A 15,791-nucleotide genomic window follows, 5' to 3' on the forward strand; every position below is an offset into this window, starting at 1 on the left:
CATTGACTTATGAAGCATTCATCAATTACCTATATAGTTTTACTATTACTGACCGTATATGGTTGTAAGCCGGGCGATTTCGGGGATATTAACACCAATCCCAACATGCCGAAGCGGCCTTATACGGGCTATATGATTACCAATATTATCCGCGATATGGCGGCCACCATTGGAGGCAGCAGTGGTAGCCCTATCCGCGAGGCGCCGTTGTATTCCCAGCACCTGGCGGAAATGACTTACCAACGGGAAGGAGTATACGTAAAAGGTAACTGGGATTTCGGTTATTACCAGGGACCGTTAAATGATGTGCAGGTGGTGATAAAGACTAACCAGGATCCGGCCACGAAGCTGCAGGCTATTACATTTGGTTCCAATGCCAACCAGCTCGCAGTAGCCCGCATTATCAGGGCCTATTTCTTTTTGCACCTGACTGATCGCTGGGGCGACGTGCCTTACAAGGATGCCCTGAAAGGCAGTGATAATCTTACTCCCGCGTATGATAAACAGCAGGATATCTACAACGACCTGTTTAAAGAACTAAAAGAAGCAGCCGCCCAGTTTGATGGTGGCGTCAACGTAAAAGGCGATATCCTGTTTGGTGGTGATCCTGGCAGGTGGAAGAAATTTGCGGCCACCATGCGTTTGGTAATGGCACTGCGCCTTTCCAAAATAGATGCCGTAAAGGGGAAAGCAGAATTTAATGCCGCACTCACGGATGGGGTGATCCTGGATAACAAAGATAACGTGGTGTATAACTATCTGGCAGGAGATCAGAACAATGAAAGCTACTGGTCTTTCAGCTGGCGGGTAGACAACAACCCCTATGCCTTATCCAGCACGCTGGTAGATAACCTGCAGGCCAACAATGATCCCCGTTTGCCAAAGTTTGCAGATAAAGCCGGTGATGGCTTGTATCACGGACAAACCTATGGCGTAATTAATACCAATTTCTCTTCCATGTCCCTGCTGGGAGCAGCGATGCGCAAGCCGGAAACACCGGTTTACTTTTATACCGCCGCCGAAGTACAGTTTGCATTGGCAGAAGCGGTGAAACTGGGATGGATAGCAGGTGGTGACGTAGAAACAGAAGGCTATTACCTGGCCGGTATTAAGGCGTCTATGCAACAATTTGGCGTATATACCGATGCCGCTTATGCGGCCTGCATTGCATCTCCGAATGTAGTATACAATCCGGCGAAAGCGCTGGAGCAGATTGGAACACAGAAATGGGTCGCCTTATTCCTCAACGGTTGGGAAGCATGGCACGAATGGAGAAGAACCGGTTTCCCGAAATTGCTGCCACCTGCCAATGCGCAAACCCGCGACGGACAAATACCCCGCCGGCATGGATATCCCTCCCGGGAAGCATTGTTGAACAAACAACATTATGATGAAGCCGTGCAACGGATGGGCAGCCCGGACGACCTGAGCAGCCGCGTATGGTGGGATAAACAATAAGATAGCTTTTAGCCGTTAGCTTTTAGCATTTAGTAAATGCAGCGAAAATTAATATATTGGTCCTCGCTTTACTAAATGCTAAAAGCTAATGGCTAAAAGCTACTTTAACCCAATCGTATGAAAAAGGTAACCGGTATAATTTTCACGGCTTTGTTGTTATGCGCCTATAACACGCCGTCGTCTTTTACGAAGAAAGATGCAGCCAAAGCTTATGCGGCCTTTAATCAGTATTTCTACAGTGAAGCGGACCAGCTGTATTATGCCAATACAGAACGGAAAAGTATCGGTGCCATCTGGACCCAGGCGATTTACTGGGATATGGCGATGAATGTATATCAGCGTACCCATGCAGCGGCAGACCGGAAGAGGGTGAGGGATATATTTGAGGGAGGCTACCGCCGTTACGATAAATACAACTGGAACAATACGAAAGAATGGTTTATTTATGATGATATCATGTGGTGGGTGATATCATTGGCCCGGGCGCATCAGCTCATGGGAGATAAAGCGTATCTGCCATTGGCAGTGGCGGGGTTTAAGCGGGTATGGGAAGGCTCCTACGATCCTGCAGGTGGTGGGATGTTCTGGGACTTTAAGCACAGTGGTAAAAATGCCTGCATCAATTTTCCTACGGTGATTGCTGCCATGACCTTGTTCCAGGGCACTGGTGACAGCAGTTACTTACAACGGGCGAAAACGGTATATCATTGGGGAGCACAACACCTGTTTGATACCGCCACCGGCAGGGTGGCCGACAATTATCTAAATGGCCGTAAGGGCTGGTCGGATTATACCTATAACCAGGGTACTTTTATCGGGGCGGCCGTGATGCTGTATAAGGCTACCGGTGTAATGGAATACCTGCAACAGGCTAACCTGGCAGCCAGGTATACGCAACAAAACATGGGCGTTAAAGGGATATTGCCGGCGGAGGGCGACTGGAACGAGCAGGGGGTATTAAAAGCGATTCTCGGGCAGTATGTGATGACATTGATTACTACCGGAAAGCAAACGCAGTGGCTGCCCTGGATACGCCAAAATATTGATGCCGCCTGGCGCAACCGGGATCCGGAAAGAAATCTTACCTACCGCAACTATGCTATTCCCTGTGTAGGCGGGGTGTTACAATCGTACGAGGCCAGCAGCGCAGTGTACCTGATGCAGGTTTGTCCGCCTGAGAAATAGGGGCCTTTCTTTTTTCAGCGCATAAACCCTTATTTTTGCGGCTCAAATTTGGAGATACCTCATGAGAAAGCTTTTCTTTGTACTGTTTGTTTGTTGCCTGTCTTGCATCACCATGACCTCTTTTGCCCAGGATGATGTACGTACCTGGAGCCTGGCGGAAAATGACACCCGTTATATTTTTGCAGATACTGCATTTGTGCGTATCAGCGCCGACACGAAACAGGCGCCGGTAGATACATTGTTAACCGGTGAAGAAATTACGGTAGTGAAAATTACCGATAAGCTATTGAACCTGAAAGGGCTTACTGCACCCTGGATACAGGTTAAGTATAAAAAAGATGGGATAGATAAAGAAGGTTATCTCTGGCAGGGGCTTATTTCCTTCCGGCAATTGCGCAGGGGAGATACAAAGTATATATATGCGATTGATCGTCGTATGGACAGCACCGTGGTAGAAGATGGCGTGAAAACACTGATGAAGTATTTTTTAGTAAAGCTGAAAATAGTGCAGGCCGGCCAGGTGAAAGCGATGAGTGCCTTTAAGATCTTTGACGGGGAAAGCGCGAATTTTGGTGACGCGAAAGTCATGAGTGGCCTCGGATTATCCAATGTACAAAATATTGTGGTACTCACGTTTGGTGGAGAAGCTTGCGGCATTGAAAGCAACTACTTTTATTTTGCATGGCTGAATGACAGCCGCCTGGTACCATTGCCTTCGAGGATGAGTGTAGGAGATGCAGGAGCTTATTATCACGACGAAACATTTACATTCCCGGCAGAGAAGAACGGGCAACCGGATATCATCCGCTGTGACATATTAGATGGAGAGGCGACAGAGAAGACGGATAAGAACGGAGACCCTGTCATGAAGGAAATAAAAGCTACGTTTAGCTATAGCTGGGATGGCGTGAATGGAATCTATAAAAAGGCAGAAAGCAGAAAGTAGAAAGCAAAAAGCTATTGAGGCGATTTCCTATAGCGGATGTTAATAAGCTTGGATCATTCGCTTCAATAGCTTTTTGCTTTCTGCTTTCTGCTTTCTGCTTTTCATCCGGTGTAATGGCCGCTCATCTATTTTTTCACATAAAGCTGTTTTTATGAAATAGTTTTGTGATGTTAAAAGACGCCCGTCATTACTTACCATGTCCGCTTACAATCAACCCAGAAAACGTGTCCTGATGCTCATTGTCACAGGATTAACGTTGATACTGATCATCCGCTTACTTTATTTGCAGGTCGTAGAAAAAAAGTATGTTCGACTGGCCGATGCCAATGCCGTTACCCGAAAAATTGTATACCCCAGCAGGGGAATTATTTTTGACCGGCAGAACCGGAGTATTCTGAGTAATGATATTTTGTATGACCTGGTAGTTATCCCGGCGGCTGTTAAAAAGATAGATACCGCCTATCTCTGCAATATCCTGCAAATAGATATCGATGAATTCAAATCGCGTATAGCCGATGCCGTTAAGAAGAACGGGCGGGTACGTCCTTCCGTTTTCGCGGGGTTGTTGTCGGCTACCACTTACAGCCGTTTACAGGAAAGTATGTACTTGTTTCAATCCGGTTTTGAGCTGGTGCAGCGGCCTATACGTTCCTATCCCTATAAAGCAGCGGCCAACATATTGGGGTATATTGGTGAAATATCGCCGGCCATGCTGAAGTTGAAAAATTACAGCGATTACCAGTCGGGTGATTATATTGGTCTTACCGGGTTGGAGAAAACCTACGAGTCTGTTTTAATGGGACAACGGGGTACGCAATACATTATCAAAGATAACCTGAACCGTCCGCAGGGTGCACTGGAAAACGGGGCTTATGACACCGCGGCGATTGCAGGGAAGAATCTGCGGCTATCACTCGACATTGAATTGCAGGTGTTAGGCGAGCAGCTGATGCGTAATAAGATAGGCAGCATTGTTGCCATTGATCCACAAACCGGTGGTATACTGGCTATGGTGAGCGGGCCTGTTTTTGATCCAAACCTGTTAACGGGTAGTTCCCGCACCCGCAATGTGAGCAAGCTGTTCACCGATCCTACAGAACCGTTCCTGAACCGGGGCATACAAGCTACCTATCAGCCGGGATCTTCCATGAAACCTTTAACGGCCATTGTGGCATTGGATGAAGGATTGATTACACCCGCCTTTGGATATCCCTGTACCGGCGGGTATTACGCCTGTGGCCACAGAGTAGGTTGCATGCACGCAGAAGCGGGGCACGCTGCCAATCTGCGTATTGCAATGGCGCATTCCTGTAACTCCTATTTTATGCACCTGTACCGGCTGGAAGTAGACGCCGGCAAATGGGGCGGCGTAAAAAACGGACACACCAAGTGGAAAGAGTATATGTCGAAGTTTGGACTGGGGCATAAACTGGGTATTGATATCCCCGGAGAAAACCCCGGCATTGTGGCAGATACCGCCGTATTGAACCGGTTATATCACGGCAATTGGAGCTCCTGCTCTGAATTGTATGTAGGAATGGGACAGGGGCAGGTAGCTGTTACGCCGCTACAAATGGCCAATGCCATGTGTTTGATTGCCAACAGGGGTTTCTATTATTTACCGCACCTGGTGCAGTCGATAGACCAGGACAATACTGACCTGCTGAAGAAATTCAAAGAAAAGCATGCGGTAGGTAATGTATCTGATACAGCGTATAGCGCGGTGATTTATGGAATGGAAGATGTGATAGAACATGGTACAGGAAGAGGGGCGCATATGGACGGTATTGACGTATGCGGTAAAACCGGTACTGCACAAAACAGGGGGATCGTAGATGGTAAAGTAGTGGACCTCAAAGACCATTCAGTGTTTGTGGCGTTTGCACCCCGCGAGCATCCGCGTATTGCCATTGCCGTTATTGTGGAGAATGCCGGCATGGGATCTGCCTTTGCGGTGCCTATTGCTAACCTGATGATGGAAAAATACCTGCGTGATACGTTGCCTGCATCGAAACAGCCGATTATGAAACGTATGCTGGAAAGCAGCACCATTTCGCTGGCAAAGCAGGAATTGTCGAAAATAGATTCTTTGAATATGACCACCGGTGCATTAACCGCCGACCAGGTATTGAAGCATTATTTTCATTGAGGGAAGGAGTGACTTTGTTTGTATATTAGTAAGATGAAGATTCTCTGGAAGACCGGCGCTATATTATTGCTGCTATACCTCGGTATATGTATCGTTGTTTATTTTATCCAGGAACGTTTGCTTTTCTTTCCGCAGCGGTTGCCCGCTGATTACACCTTTCATTTTCAGGCGCCTTTTGAGGAACAATCCTTCCGCATGCAGGATGGTACCCGGTTACATGGATTATTGTTTACGGGAGATAGCGCTAAAGGGCTGGTTTTTTATCTTCATGGTAATGGCGGGGCACTCAATACCTGGGGAAACGTAGCTACTACGTATACCCGTTTGGGATATGATGTGTTGATGTTGGATTATCGCGGTTATGGTAAAAGCGAGGGGCATATTACCAGTGAAAACCAGTTATATGAAGATGTACAAACGGTATATGACCAACTGAAAATGCGGTACCCGGAACATCTCATCACCCTACTTGGTTATTCGCTTGGTACGGGTATGGCGGCGAAACTGGCCGCCACCAACCATCCGCAGCGATTGATTTTACAGGCGCCCTATTATAGCATGACAGATATGGCGGCTCATCATTATCCTTTTCTCCCTTCTTTTTTGCTACGCTATAAATTCCCTACATATTACTACCTGCAGGATGTTACGGTACCCGTTACTATTTTCCACGGTGACCGGGATGAGGTGATCTATTACGAATCATCAGCGGTTAAGTTGAAACCCTTCCTGAAGCCGGAAGATACGCTGATTACCTTGCATGGGCAGGGGCACAACAACATGACGGATCACCCGGATTACCAGGCGGCGTTGTCGCGGGTATTGGAGTAGTCAATTCATTATCGGTTCAAACCCCTATTATTTTTACGCCTTTTTTCTTCGCATACTTCAGCTGTGTAGGATCGGCATTGGTGACAATAGCATGTACTATTTCCAACGGCGCAAATTGCAGATAAGAGGGCTTATCTATTTTACCGGCATCGCATAGCAGGTAGGTTTGTGTGCTTTGTGCGGCGAGGGCCAATGCCATGGCAGCTTCTTTTTCGCTGTGGGCAAATAAGCCTTGTGCGGATAAGCCGTCTACGCCAATAAATGCTTTGCCTGCCTGGTATCTGCGGATATGTTCTATGGCCATGCTGCCGTGAATGGCTTGCCGTTCTGCATCGTATTCACCGCCAACGATGTTGAGCGATACCTGGCTGTTTTGTAGTTCACTGATTACGGGCATAGAGTTGGTGATGACTTTGATCCGTTTGTTTTTAATGAACTGGCATAAGCGAAATACGGTGCTGCCACAGTCCATGAAAATGATATCTCCTTCTTCAATATAGCTGGCGGCTTTGGCGGCTATTTTATCTTTTGCGGCCAGGTTGGCGGCGGCTTTGTTAACGAAGCGATGTGGCATTTCCGGCGCTTCTACCGGGATAGCGCCGCCGTGGGTGCGATAAAGCAGTCCCTGATCTGATAAGAGGTTCAGGTCGCGGCGGATGGTGATTTCCGAAATGCCTAATGCCCGGGCCAGGTCTTTGGTATCTACTTCTCCCTTTGTAGCCAGCTGGGCCAGAATTTTTTGCTTGCGTAATTGGAAATTCATTTTAAAGCTTTAACTTGATCAAAAATAATCAAAAACGATCAAAAACGATCAATTGAATATGAAAGAGATAAATATCCTTGACACGGTGATCCTGTCTGATAACTGGTATACTCTGAAAAAAGTGATTTATGAAATAAAGGGGTCTGATGGCGTGATGGTACGACAGGAGCGCGAAGCATACGACAGGGGCAACGGAGCTACCATCTTGCTATATAATAAAGAAAATAAAACCGTGATACTCACCCGGCAATTCCGTATGCCCACCTACATCAATGGTAATCCCAGTGGGATGCTGATAGAATGCTGTGCGGGTTTGCTGGATGAAGACAATCCCGAAGCATGTATACGCCGCGAAACGATGGAAGAAACCGGATACAACATCACTGATGTGCGCAAGGTATTTGAATCGTATATGTCGCCAGGCTCGGTGACGGAGATCCTGCATTTCTTTGTGGCGGCCTATTCCAAAGAGCAGCAGGTGCATGCGGGCGGAGGCCTGGAACATGAGCAGGAAAATATCGAAGTATTGGAACTGCCGTTTACTGCGGCCATGGATATGATTCGTACCGGCGAGATCAGAGACGGGAAAACCATTATGCTGTTGCAATATGCTGCTATTAACAACCTTTGCGGTTAAACGGGAATGAGTGCACAGGCAGTGCTTTAATTATTGCCTATCTTTATTCCAGAAACCGGGTGTTATATGAAAATGGAACGTCATCTGCCTGTTGCTGCTCTGAAGCCTTTCGTCAAAGCTTTCCTGATTATAGAAAGCAGTGACGGGATGGAGAACAGCACTTTGCCGGATACGTCTGTGGTGATGAGTTTCCGGTTTAAAGGAAGTGTGGCCTGTGTTACGCCCACCCTCACCGATCCTTTGCCAGGTGCTGGTTTATCAGGTTTGCGCAAATCCGTGAGGCAGTGGAAATACGAACCCGATACCGGTAACTTGCTGGTATTATTTGAGGAAGGTGGCGCTGCCGCTTTCTTTAAAACACCCTTGCATGAATTGTTTGAAGCCCAGCAGCCCCTGGATGATTTAATCCGTTTGCAACAGATCAGGGAAGTAGAGGAACAGCTGGAAGAAGCGGCGAATCATGCCCAAAGAATTGCGGTGGTAGAAGCTTTCCTGTTATCCGTGTTAAACATGCAGGCACCAGATGTACTGGTGCGTCATGCCGTAGAACAAATTAAAAACAGTTACGGCAATATCAAAATCAAGCAACTGGCAGCCGATTTATTTATCAGTCAGGATGCCTTTGAAAAGCGTTTCCGGCGCCATATTGGTTGTAGCCCCAAACAGTTTGCTGCCATTGTACGATTACGACGTTTGCTCGATCATTTTGATGGAAAGGAAAGTTTAACAGACGCGGCTTATAAAGCTGGCTATTTTGATCAGGCGCATTTTATCAAAGATTTTAAAGCATTTACCGGAAAAACCCCACAGGCATTTTTTCAACAAACTGCCTGGTGGTAGCTGCTGTACTTTCATTATCTACTTCTTATCCGGATAAAATTTTCTATACCGGAACATTCTTACCGTTATTGTTCCGCTGAATGAAACGATGTCCCTTTGCGGTATTGTTCATCAAAAAGAAAATAACATGACAACACCGTATATAGGAAAAAAAGTAGTGGTAACCGGCGGTACCCATGGCATGGGATTGGCTACCGTAAAGATGTTGATAGCCGGCGGCGCAGAAGTATTGCTCACCGGTTATAATGCAAAAAATATAGCCGCCACGCAAACAGAGTTAGGACCGGCGGTACAGGTAGTTGCCTCTGACACCGCCAACCTGGAAGATATCCGTATCCTGGCAGACTTGGTAGCCGCGCAATTCGGACAAATTGATTTCCTGTTTATTAACGCTGGTTTTTCCCTGTTGGAGTTATATGGTCAGGTAACGGAAGCATCTTACGACAAAACATTTGACATCAATACCAAAGGGGCTTTCTTTACCGTGCAGCAGCTGGCGCCGTTGATAAAGGATCATGGAGCTATTGTGTTTACCACCTCTATTGCGAACCAGTCTGGTTATGCAGGCATGAGTGTATATGCAGGCGCGAAGGCGGCGTTGGCTGCTTTTGTAAAAGGGTTTGCGGCGGAGTTACTGCCCCGTGGTATCCGCGTGAATGCGGTGAGTCCGGGATTCATCCACACGCCCACGATGGGGGTAACGGGGGTATCGAAAGAAACCCTGCAGGAGTTTGAAAAGCTAGGGGCAGCCATCACGCCACTAAAGCGTAATGGCAGGGCAGAAGAGGTAGCCAAAGCGGTGTTGTTCCTGGCATTTGACGCCACGTTTACTACCGGCGAAGAAATTACAGTAGATGGTGGCCTATCAAAGAAATTAACGCCACCGGATGCCTCGCATTAGCCGGGGGGAAGGAGAATAGTTTAGGGAGATGTGATACTGCAGCGGTATCCATCTCCCTAAAAAAATAATGACAGGCTGCACTATTTACGTGTAGCCTGTTCCGTTAGTTAAAAGGTTTCCACACCATTGAGATCCGTGTTCCAGAACTGCCCGGTAGCGGTATTGTTGCGGATACCGGTATAAATTGCTTCCGCAGATTGGCCGGGAGTAAGGGTAGCATTCATTCCACCCAGTTTTGTTTTTACCCAGCCGGGGTGCATAGCTGTTACCCGGATCTGTTTTTCTGATAATCGTTTCGCCAACATGGCTGCGTACATATTCACCGCCGCTTTCGACATCCGGTAGGCAGGGCCATTGATGCCTGCATTTTTAATTAGTCCCATCGCCGATGACATCATTACCACCTGTGCACCCGGACTAAGATGCGGCAGTAATGTTTCTGTGAAAAAAACAAGCCCGGTCACGTTGGTGGCAAAGGTTTGCGTAAAGGCATGAAACTCAGGTGCCAGGTTATATACATCCGGCGCCGCGCCGGCATTGTTAACCAGCAAGTCTATGCTCCTGCCGGAAGCTGCCAGGGTAGCAGCGGCCGCCTGTACCATGGATAAGTCGGTAATGTCCAATGGAATAACGGTTAAGGATGGATGTACAATGCCGGCAATATTCCCGGACCGGGAGGTGGCAAATACATGATACCCTTCTTGCAGTAATTTTTGCGTAAGCGCGAATCCGATTCCGCTGCTGCCGCCTGTTACAACGGCGGTTGGTAATGGTGATGGCATCATAAATAACGTGTTGGAAGTGCAGCAAAACTAGTGCATGCCAGGGGGCGGTTTGTCGGTAGTTATACGGATCTTATAGTATACGACATTGTACTTACGTTACGCGCAGCATATCACTCAAATAATTAGGGCTTATATGTAATTCGTTCGCTACAAATTGTAGACTTTGCCCTCAATTTTAAAAAAAACAGCTAAAATATTTTTAAATGAGCAAATGCTCACTTATCTTTGTGCCAGATGAGATATAGAGACGAAAATAAGGTGCAGGCCATCCGGGAAGCTGCTATCGACATGGTAGCCAGCGATGGGCTGGAAAACTTCGGGATCAACCGCCTGGCAAAAGCAGCAGGGGTATCTCCGGCTACTATATACATCTACTATAAGGACAAGGAAGACCTGCTCACCAGTATCAGCATAGAAGAAGGGCTTAGGATGACCCGTGCTACCCTGAAAGGATTTGATCCGACCATGTCGTTTAAAGACGGATTATGGAAGCAATGGCAAAACCGTGCGGCATTTTCATTGGATAATCATAAGTCGGCTGCTTTTTTTGAACAACTTCGCAACTCTACCTATAAGGATAAAATGGTGGAATTTATTGGGGATGAGTTTAAACGGAATATGGGCAATTTTGTGGAGAATGCTATTATCCGGGGTGACATAAAACGGATGTCGCTGGAAGTATACTGGTCTGTGGCTTTTGCGCCGTTGTATTCGCTGATTAAGTTTCACAATGAAGGAAAAAGCCTGGATGGACGCAAGTTTAAGTTCTCTGAGCAGGTGATGAAAGAAACATTTGATTGTGTGTTGAAAGGGCTATCTGTTTAACTATTTTTTTGCTTAATTAAATAAATGAGCGCTTGCTTATAAATATGTCTATCGCTTACATTCTCATTTTCAGAACTAACATCAACAACCAGGAAGATCGCCGGAAAGTGGCGCAGGTACTGGACCTGGAGCCGGGCATTAGCAAATGGACAGTAGACCTGGAAGATGTAGACCGTGTATTGCGGGTAGTGGCCACAGCGCCGGTGACCGACCGCGTAATTGCCCTGGTAAATGCCTGCGCCTACCAATGCGCAGAGTTAGAAGACTAATATGTATTAATATCCTTTATATGAAACAACAAGCACCTGCCTTCTCCGCCCACCAGAAATTGGTGATTGCCCTATTGGCCTTCACACAGTTCACCGTTGTATTGGATTTTATGGTGATGTCGCCACTTGGCGATATGCTCATGAAATCGATGAGTATCAAGCCTAACCAGTTTGGTTTGATTGTATCTGCCTATGCATTCAGTGCCGGTATATCCGGGTTACTTACTGCCGGTTTTGCGGACCGTTTCGACCGCAAAAAACTGCTGTTGTTTTTTTACGGCGGCTTTATCCTGGGAACATTATGTTGTGGCCTGGCCAACACCTATTATACGATGATGGCGGCACGCGTCATCACCGGTTTATTTGGCGGCGTAATGGGATCTATTTCTATGGCTATTATCACAGACTTGTTTCCTTTATCACAGCGCGGCCGGGTAATGGGATTTGTACAGATGGCTTTCGGCGCCAGCCAGGTATTGGGCATTCCTATTGGTTTATACCTGGCCAATGCATGGGGTTGGGAAGCACCTTTCTTTATGATTGCTGGTATTGCTGTATTGGTGATGCTGGTAATCGGTATACAACTGGAACCCATTACTGCGCACCTGGCGGTGCAGCGGGATAAGAGCGCCTTCAAACATTTGCTGCATACGGTCATGAATAAAGAATATCGTATAGGCTTCACCGCTACTGCGCTGATGTCTATCGGCGGTTTTATGATGATGCCTTTCGGTAGTGCGTTTGCCATCAATAACCTGCATGTTACTGCGGAGCAATTACCGTTGCTGTTTATGGTAGCCGGCATTGGTAGCCTGTTCATCATGCCGGTATTAGGAAAGGTAAGTGATAAGATAGATAAGTTTAAGTTGTTCGCGGCGGCAGCGGTATACATGATGGTGATTGTGATTATTTATACGCATTTATCGCCGCAACCACTGTGGATCGTCATGGGCATCAACGTGCTGATGATGGGTGGTATCATGGGGCGTATGATCCCTTTTACCGCGCTCACCACCGGTATTCCCGAACTGGCAGACAGGGGCGCCTTTATGAGTGTTAACTCCTCCCTGCAGCAAATTGCAGGTGGCATTGCCGCGGTAATTGGCGGTATGATTGTATCGCAAAAAGATAAATTCAGCCCGCTGACCAATTATGATACGCTGGGTTGGGTGGTAGTGGGGCTCACGGTCCCTTGTATTTTCCTGGTATATCGCGTAAGTGTAGTGGTGAAAAATAAAATAGCACGGGGTGCAGGCGCTGCGCCAGTGGCCGTTGCTACAGAAGCGTAAAACAATAAACGGCTGCCTTCCTGATCATGAGGCAGCCGTTTTAAATTTTCCCGATGGTGCATCACGCAAAGCGGATACCTCTTACTACGAAGCCCCGCTATTTCCTGGTTAATTTATATCTCAGGTGTGTAGCCAGGTCCGATGGAATTACTTCCATAATTTGAATATCATATTTATTTTTGTCGATGCCGTCAAACAACCGGATGCCACTTCCCAGGAAGAGCGGCGCAATGTGAATGAAAAATTCGTCTATAAGTCCGGCATTGAGAAATTGTTGAATCGTATTTGCACCACCTTGTATTCTGATATCCTTTCCTTTGGCGGATTGCTTTGCTTTTTCCAATGCGCTTTGTATACCGTCATTGATGAAGTAAAAAGTAGTGGTTCCTTTCTGTACCCAGGGGGGCCGTTTTTCGTGGGTCAGCACATATACATCGGCTTTGTACAAATCTTCTTTCCAATGGACTTCGCCTTCTTCAAACATTCGTTTGCCCATAATGTAAGCACCTGTTCTGGCAAATACGTCATCAATTAATTTGCTGTCAGTACCATATTCCTCACCGCCCTCCATATTGATGTGTTTCCAAAATGCTTTTTGTTTGTACATCCAGTTATGAATGGTGGGGCCATTGTCACCAATCGGGTTGGCGGGACTCCTGTTATCGCCGGCAAAAAAGCCATCCAATGATAGGCCGCCGTCAAAAATAATTTTACTCATAATATTGCTGACTAAGATGTAGTAAGTGATTGAATAAAAAGAGGTTGTGTGATCGTTTAGGTAAGGGGCCTGTTGCCACCTGAAACAATGTACAACATCCGGACGAATTTCGGATAAATGCAGAACCGTTCTGCCCTGTAAGGAGCCAGATAGCTGAGGCTCAGCCTCAGCTATTGTTTCTTTAGTTAAGAAAAAGGGGCAGACGTCCAGGCGTATGAAATCACTTATGCTATATTAAATTGACGACTGCTTTTTTCTTTGGCGGCCGCTAATTGATGATAGCAGATATAGGACCCAAAAATCAGGATGTAACCCACCAGGATAGGAGCCCATTGTGAAGCAGGATCGCCTACGGAAAAGCCAGAGTACATGGCGCCGGTGAGATCGAAGAAAAGACCTGCGTAGGCCCATTCCTTCAGTCGCGGATAGCGGGGAATAAGAATTGCAATGACTCCCAGTATTTTAGCCAGTCCCAGGAAGGGCAGCAGGTACATGGGATAGCCCAGGTGTTTAAACACAGTTTGTGCCTCTGGTGCGCTCAGGAGGTTAGGAATGGCGCCCAGCAAGATTAAAGCAGATAAGATACCGGTAAAGATCCAGTAAATGATTTTAGTCTTTTTCATATTTTTATAACAGTTTAAGGTGGTTACCTTCGCTGATTCAAAAGTAAGTTGCCGGTTAAAATGATGATGGGGGGCGGCACGACTTAAAAAGGGTTGATTCCGACATTCTTTTATCTTAGATTTGGTATATGAAGCAGATATCTATTCTTGTTCCAAAAGGCGCGGTGGCGCTCAGTTGTATTGAAGGGTCTTTTGTTGCCTTTACCAAGGCGAATGATTTCCTGGAAAGCCTGGGAAGGCCTGCCTTGTTTAATGTGAAGCTGGTGGGATTGACTAAAGAGGCGCAGGTATACGACCGGCTTTTCCGTGTTTCGCCGGATGTGCTGATCACAGAACCTCATAAGGCGGACCTGATTATTATCCCGGCGGTGAATGGAGAGCGGGAAGTAGCCATTAGCGACAACCAGGCGTTTTATCCGTGGATAGTACAGCAACATAAAGCGGGAGCAGAGGTAGCCAGTTTATGTGTAGGAGCCTTTTTGCTGGCGTCTACCGGGTTATTGCAGGGCCGGCGTTGTTCCACTCACTGGCTGGCAGCAGATGATTTCAGGAGCATGTTCCCGGATGTGGAACTGGTATCTGAAAAAATTATCACCGATGAACATGGCATCTATACCAGCGGTGGCGCCAACTCATTCTGGAACCTCCTGATTTACCTGATCGAAAAATATACTGACCGGGACATGGCCATCCTGGCGTCTAAATATTTTGAGATAGAAATAGACCGCGAAAGCCAGGCTTCCTTTACCATCTTCAAAGGACAGCGGGAGCACCAGGATGAATCGGTGAAACAGGCCCAGGAATTTATTGAGCAAAATTTCCAGGAAAAGATCACAGTGGAACAATTGTCGACCATGTTTGCTGTAGGCCGTCGCAGCCTGGAAAGACGATTTAAAAAAGCAACCAGCAACACAGTATCTGAATATATTCAGCGGGTTAAAGTAGAAGTAGCAAAAAAAGGCTTTGAAAGCAGTCGAAAAAATATCAATGAAGTAATGTGGGAAGTGGGTTATTCTGATACCAAAGCTTTTAGAACTATTTTTAAGAAAACTACCGGGTTGTCACCATTAGAGTATAGGAATAAGTATAATAAAAGCGTGATGAAGGTCAGTTAAGCTTGTGTATCCGGACCCGCAGTATGGGAGAATAACTTTTGCCAGCTACCTTCCAATACGCCTTTTAACATGCTGCATAGTTCCTGGAAAGTATTAGGCTTGGTCAGGAATAGTTTAGCACCTAAACGTAATGCATCTTCCATATCTTCTTTCATATCAGAAGTGCTGAGGATGATGATATTGGTAATTTTGTGTTGCAGTATTTTTTTTAGCTCTATCAAACATTCCCTCCCATTCATCAACGGCATGTTAAAGTCGAGGAATATAAAGTCCGGCGCCTGGATTTTGTTTTCCTCCAGCATGGCCAGTGCCTGGATGCCACTGTCGCAAATATGCGTTTCTATTACGGGTGAGATGTTGTGAATGGCTTCCTGGAAGAAGCTTCGGTCATCCGCGTCGTCATCAATAATCATTATTTTTTGCGGCTTTGTCATGGTTAAAATTTTAAAAGATAATG

General features: G+C 46.6%; 17 protein-coding genes. 12 read left to right on the forward strand and 5 right to left on the reverse strand.

The window, feature by feature from the left end; all coding sequences use genetic code 11:
* Window positions 1-9 precede the first annotated feature (9 nt).
* The 5 genes from AC5ZC7_RS06340 to AC5ZC7_RS06360 all read left to right on the forward strand — a co-directional run bounded on the left by AC5ZC7_RS06340 (window position 10) and on the right by AC5ZC7_RS06360 (window position 6,569).
* Window positions 10-1,458 (forward strand): SusD/RagB family nutrient-binding outer membrane lipoprotein, encoded by a 1,449-nt coding sequence (locus AC5ZC7_RS06340; protein ID WP_496160434.1) that lies wholly within the window; start codon window positions 10-12, stop codon window positions 1,456-1,458.
* 117 nt (window positions 1,459-1,575) lie between these two features.
* Entirely contained in the window at window positions 1,576-2,643 is a 1,068-nt protein-coding gene (locus AC5ZC7_RS06345; protein WP_496160433.1) for a glycoside hydrolase family 76 protein, read from the forward strand.
* A 61-nt stretch (window positions 2,644-2,704) separates the two neighbouring features.
* Window positions 2,705-3,589, forward strand: a complete 885-nt coding sequence (locus AC5ZC7_RS06350; protein ID WP_496160432.1) for an SH3 domain-containing protein — start codon at window positions 2,705-2,707, stop codon at window positions 3,587-3,589.
* Between the two features lie 232 nt (window positions 3,590-3,821).
* The gene (gene mrdA, locus AC5ZC7_RS06355) at window positions 3,822-5,738 is read left to right on the forward strand and encodes a penicillin-binding protein 2 (RefSeq protein WP_496160431.1); all 1,917 of its coding nucleotides are present in this window, start codon (window positions 3,822-3,824) and stop codon (window positions 5,736-5,738) included.
* A gap of 33 nt (window positions 5,739-5,771) precedes the next feature.
* A complete protein-coding gene (locus tag AC5ZC7_RS06360) occupies window positions 5,772-6,569 on the forward strand; it encodes an alpha/beta fold hydrolase (protein ID WP_496160430.1) in 798 nt (265 codons plus the stop codon).
* A gap of 16 nt (window positions 6,570-6,585) precedes the next feature.
* On the opposite strand, the gene AC5ZC7_RS06365 is transcribed toward AC5ZC7_RS06360, so the two are convergent.
* A complete protein-coding gene (locus AC5ZC7_RS06365; RefSeq protein WP_496160429.1) occupies window positions 6,586-7,332 on the reverse strand; it encodes a DeoR family transcriptional regulator in 747 nt (248 codons plus the stop codon).
* 58 nt (window positions 7,333-7,390) lie between these two features.
* On the opposite strand from AC5ZC7_RS06365, the gene nudK reads away from it, so the two are divergent.
* The 3 genes from nudK (at window position 7,391) to AC5ZC7_RS06380 (ending at window position 9,710) form a co-directional block, all read left to right on the forward strand.
* Window positions 7,391-7,969 (forward strand): GDP-mannose pyrophosphatase NudK, encoded by a 579-nt coding sequence (gene nudK / locus AC5ZC7_RS06370; RefSeq protein WP_496160428.1) that lies wholly within the window; start codon window positions 7,391-7,393, stop codon window positions 7,967-7,969.
* Window positions 7,970-8,035: 66 nt separating this feature from the next.
* A complete protein-coding gene (locus AC5ZC7_RS06375) occupies window positions 8,036-8,809 on the forward strand; it encodes an AraC family transcriptional regulator (protein ID WP_496160427.1) in 774 nt (257 codons plus the stop codon).
* 127 nt (window positions 8,810-8,936) lie between these two features.
* The gene (locus AC5ZC7_RS06380; protein WP_496160426.1) at window positions 8,937-9,710 is read left to right on the forward strand and encodes an SDR family oxidoreductase; all 774 of its coding nucleotides are present in this window, start codon (window positions 8,937-8,939) and stop codon (window positions 9,708-9,710) included.
* A 107-nt stretch (window positions 9,711-9,817) separates the two neighbouring features.
* On the opposite strand, the gene AC5ZC7_RS06385 is transcribed toward AC5ZC7_RS06380, so the two are convergent.
* On the reverse strand, window positions 9,818-10,495 hold the full coding sequence (locus AC5ZC7_RS06385; RefSeq protein WP_496160425.1) for an SDR family NAD(P)-dependent oxidoreductase: 678 nt from the start codon (window positions 10,493-10,495) through the stop codon (window positions 9,818-9,820).
* A gap of 234 nt (window positions 10,496-10,729) precedes the next feature.
* Here AC5ZC7_RS06385 and AC5ZC7_RS06390 point away from each other — a divergent pair, with 234 nt between their 5' ends.
* From AC5ZC7_RS06390 to AC5ZC7_RS06400, 3 genes are read left to right on the forward strand one after another with little or no spacing between them, the layout of a single operon-like run.
* Entirely contained in the window at window positions 10,730-11,320 is a 591-nt protein-coding gene (locus AC5ZC7_RS06390; RefSeq protein WP_496160424.1) for a TetR family transcriptional regulator, read from the forward strand.
* Window positions 11,321-11,364: 44 nt separating this feature from the next.
* Complete coding sequence (locus tag AC5ZC7_RS06395) at window positions 11,365-11,589, forward strand: hypothetical protein (protein ID WP_496160423.1); 225 nt, start codon at window positions 11,365-11,367, stop codon at window positions 11,587-11,589.
* 20 nt (window positions 11,590-11,609) lie between these two features.
* Complete coding sequence (locus tag AC5ZC7_RS06400; protein ID WP_496160422.1) at window positions 11,610-12,878, forward strand: MFS transporter; 1,269 nt, start codon at window positions 11,610-11,612, stop codon at window positions 12,876-12,878.
* Between the two features lie 97 nt (window positions 12,879-12,975).
* Here AC5ZC7_RS06400 and AC5ZC7_RS06405 read toward each other — a convergent pair whose 3' ends face one another.
* A complete protein-coding gene (locus AC5ZC7_RS06405; protein WP_496160421.1) occupies window positions 12,976-13,596 on the reverse strand; it encodes a dihydrofolate reductase family protein in 621 nt (206 codons plus the stop codon).
* A gap of 224 nt (window positions 13,597-13,820) precedes the next feature.
* Complete coding sequence (locus AC5ZC7_RS06410) at window positions 13,821-14,219, reverse strand: DoxX family protein (RefSeq protein ID WP_496160420.1); 399 nt, start codon at window positions 14,217-14,219, stop codon at window positions 13,821-13,823.
* 128 nt (window positions 14,220-14,347) lie between these two features.
* Here AC5ZC7_RS06410 and AC5ZC7_RS06415 point away from each other — a divergent pair, with 128 nt between their 5' ends.
* On the forward strand, window positions 14,348-15,334 hold the full coding sequence (locus AC5ZC7_RS06415; protein WP_496160419.1) for a helix-turn-helix domain-containing protein: 987 nt from the start codon (window positions 14,348-14,350) through the stop codon (window positions 15,332-15,334).
* Here the strand turns inward: AC5ZC7_RS06415 and AC5ZC7_RS06420 are convergent.
* A complete protein-coding gene (locus tag AC5ZC7_RS06420) occupies window positions 15,331-15,768 on the reverse strand; it encodes a response regulator (RefSeq protein WP_496160418.1) in 438 nt (145 codons plus the stop codon). The two genes, AC5ZC7_RS06415 and AC5ZC7_RS06420, sit on opposite strands and share 4 nt — an antisense overlap.
* Window positions 15,769-15,791: the final 23 nt, after the last annotated feature.

This window comes from Chitinophaga sp. 9-1-y (genome assembly GCF_059511905.2).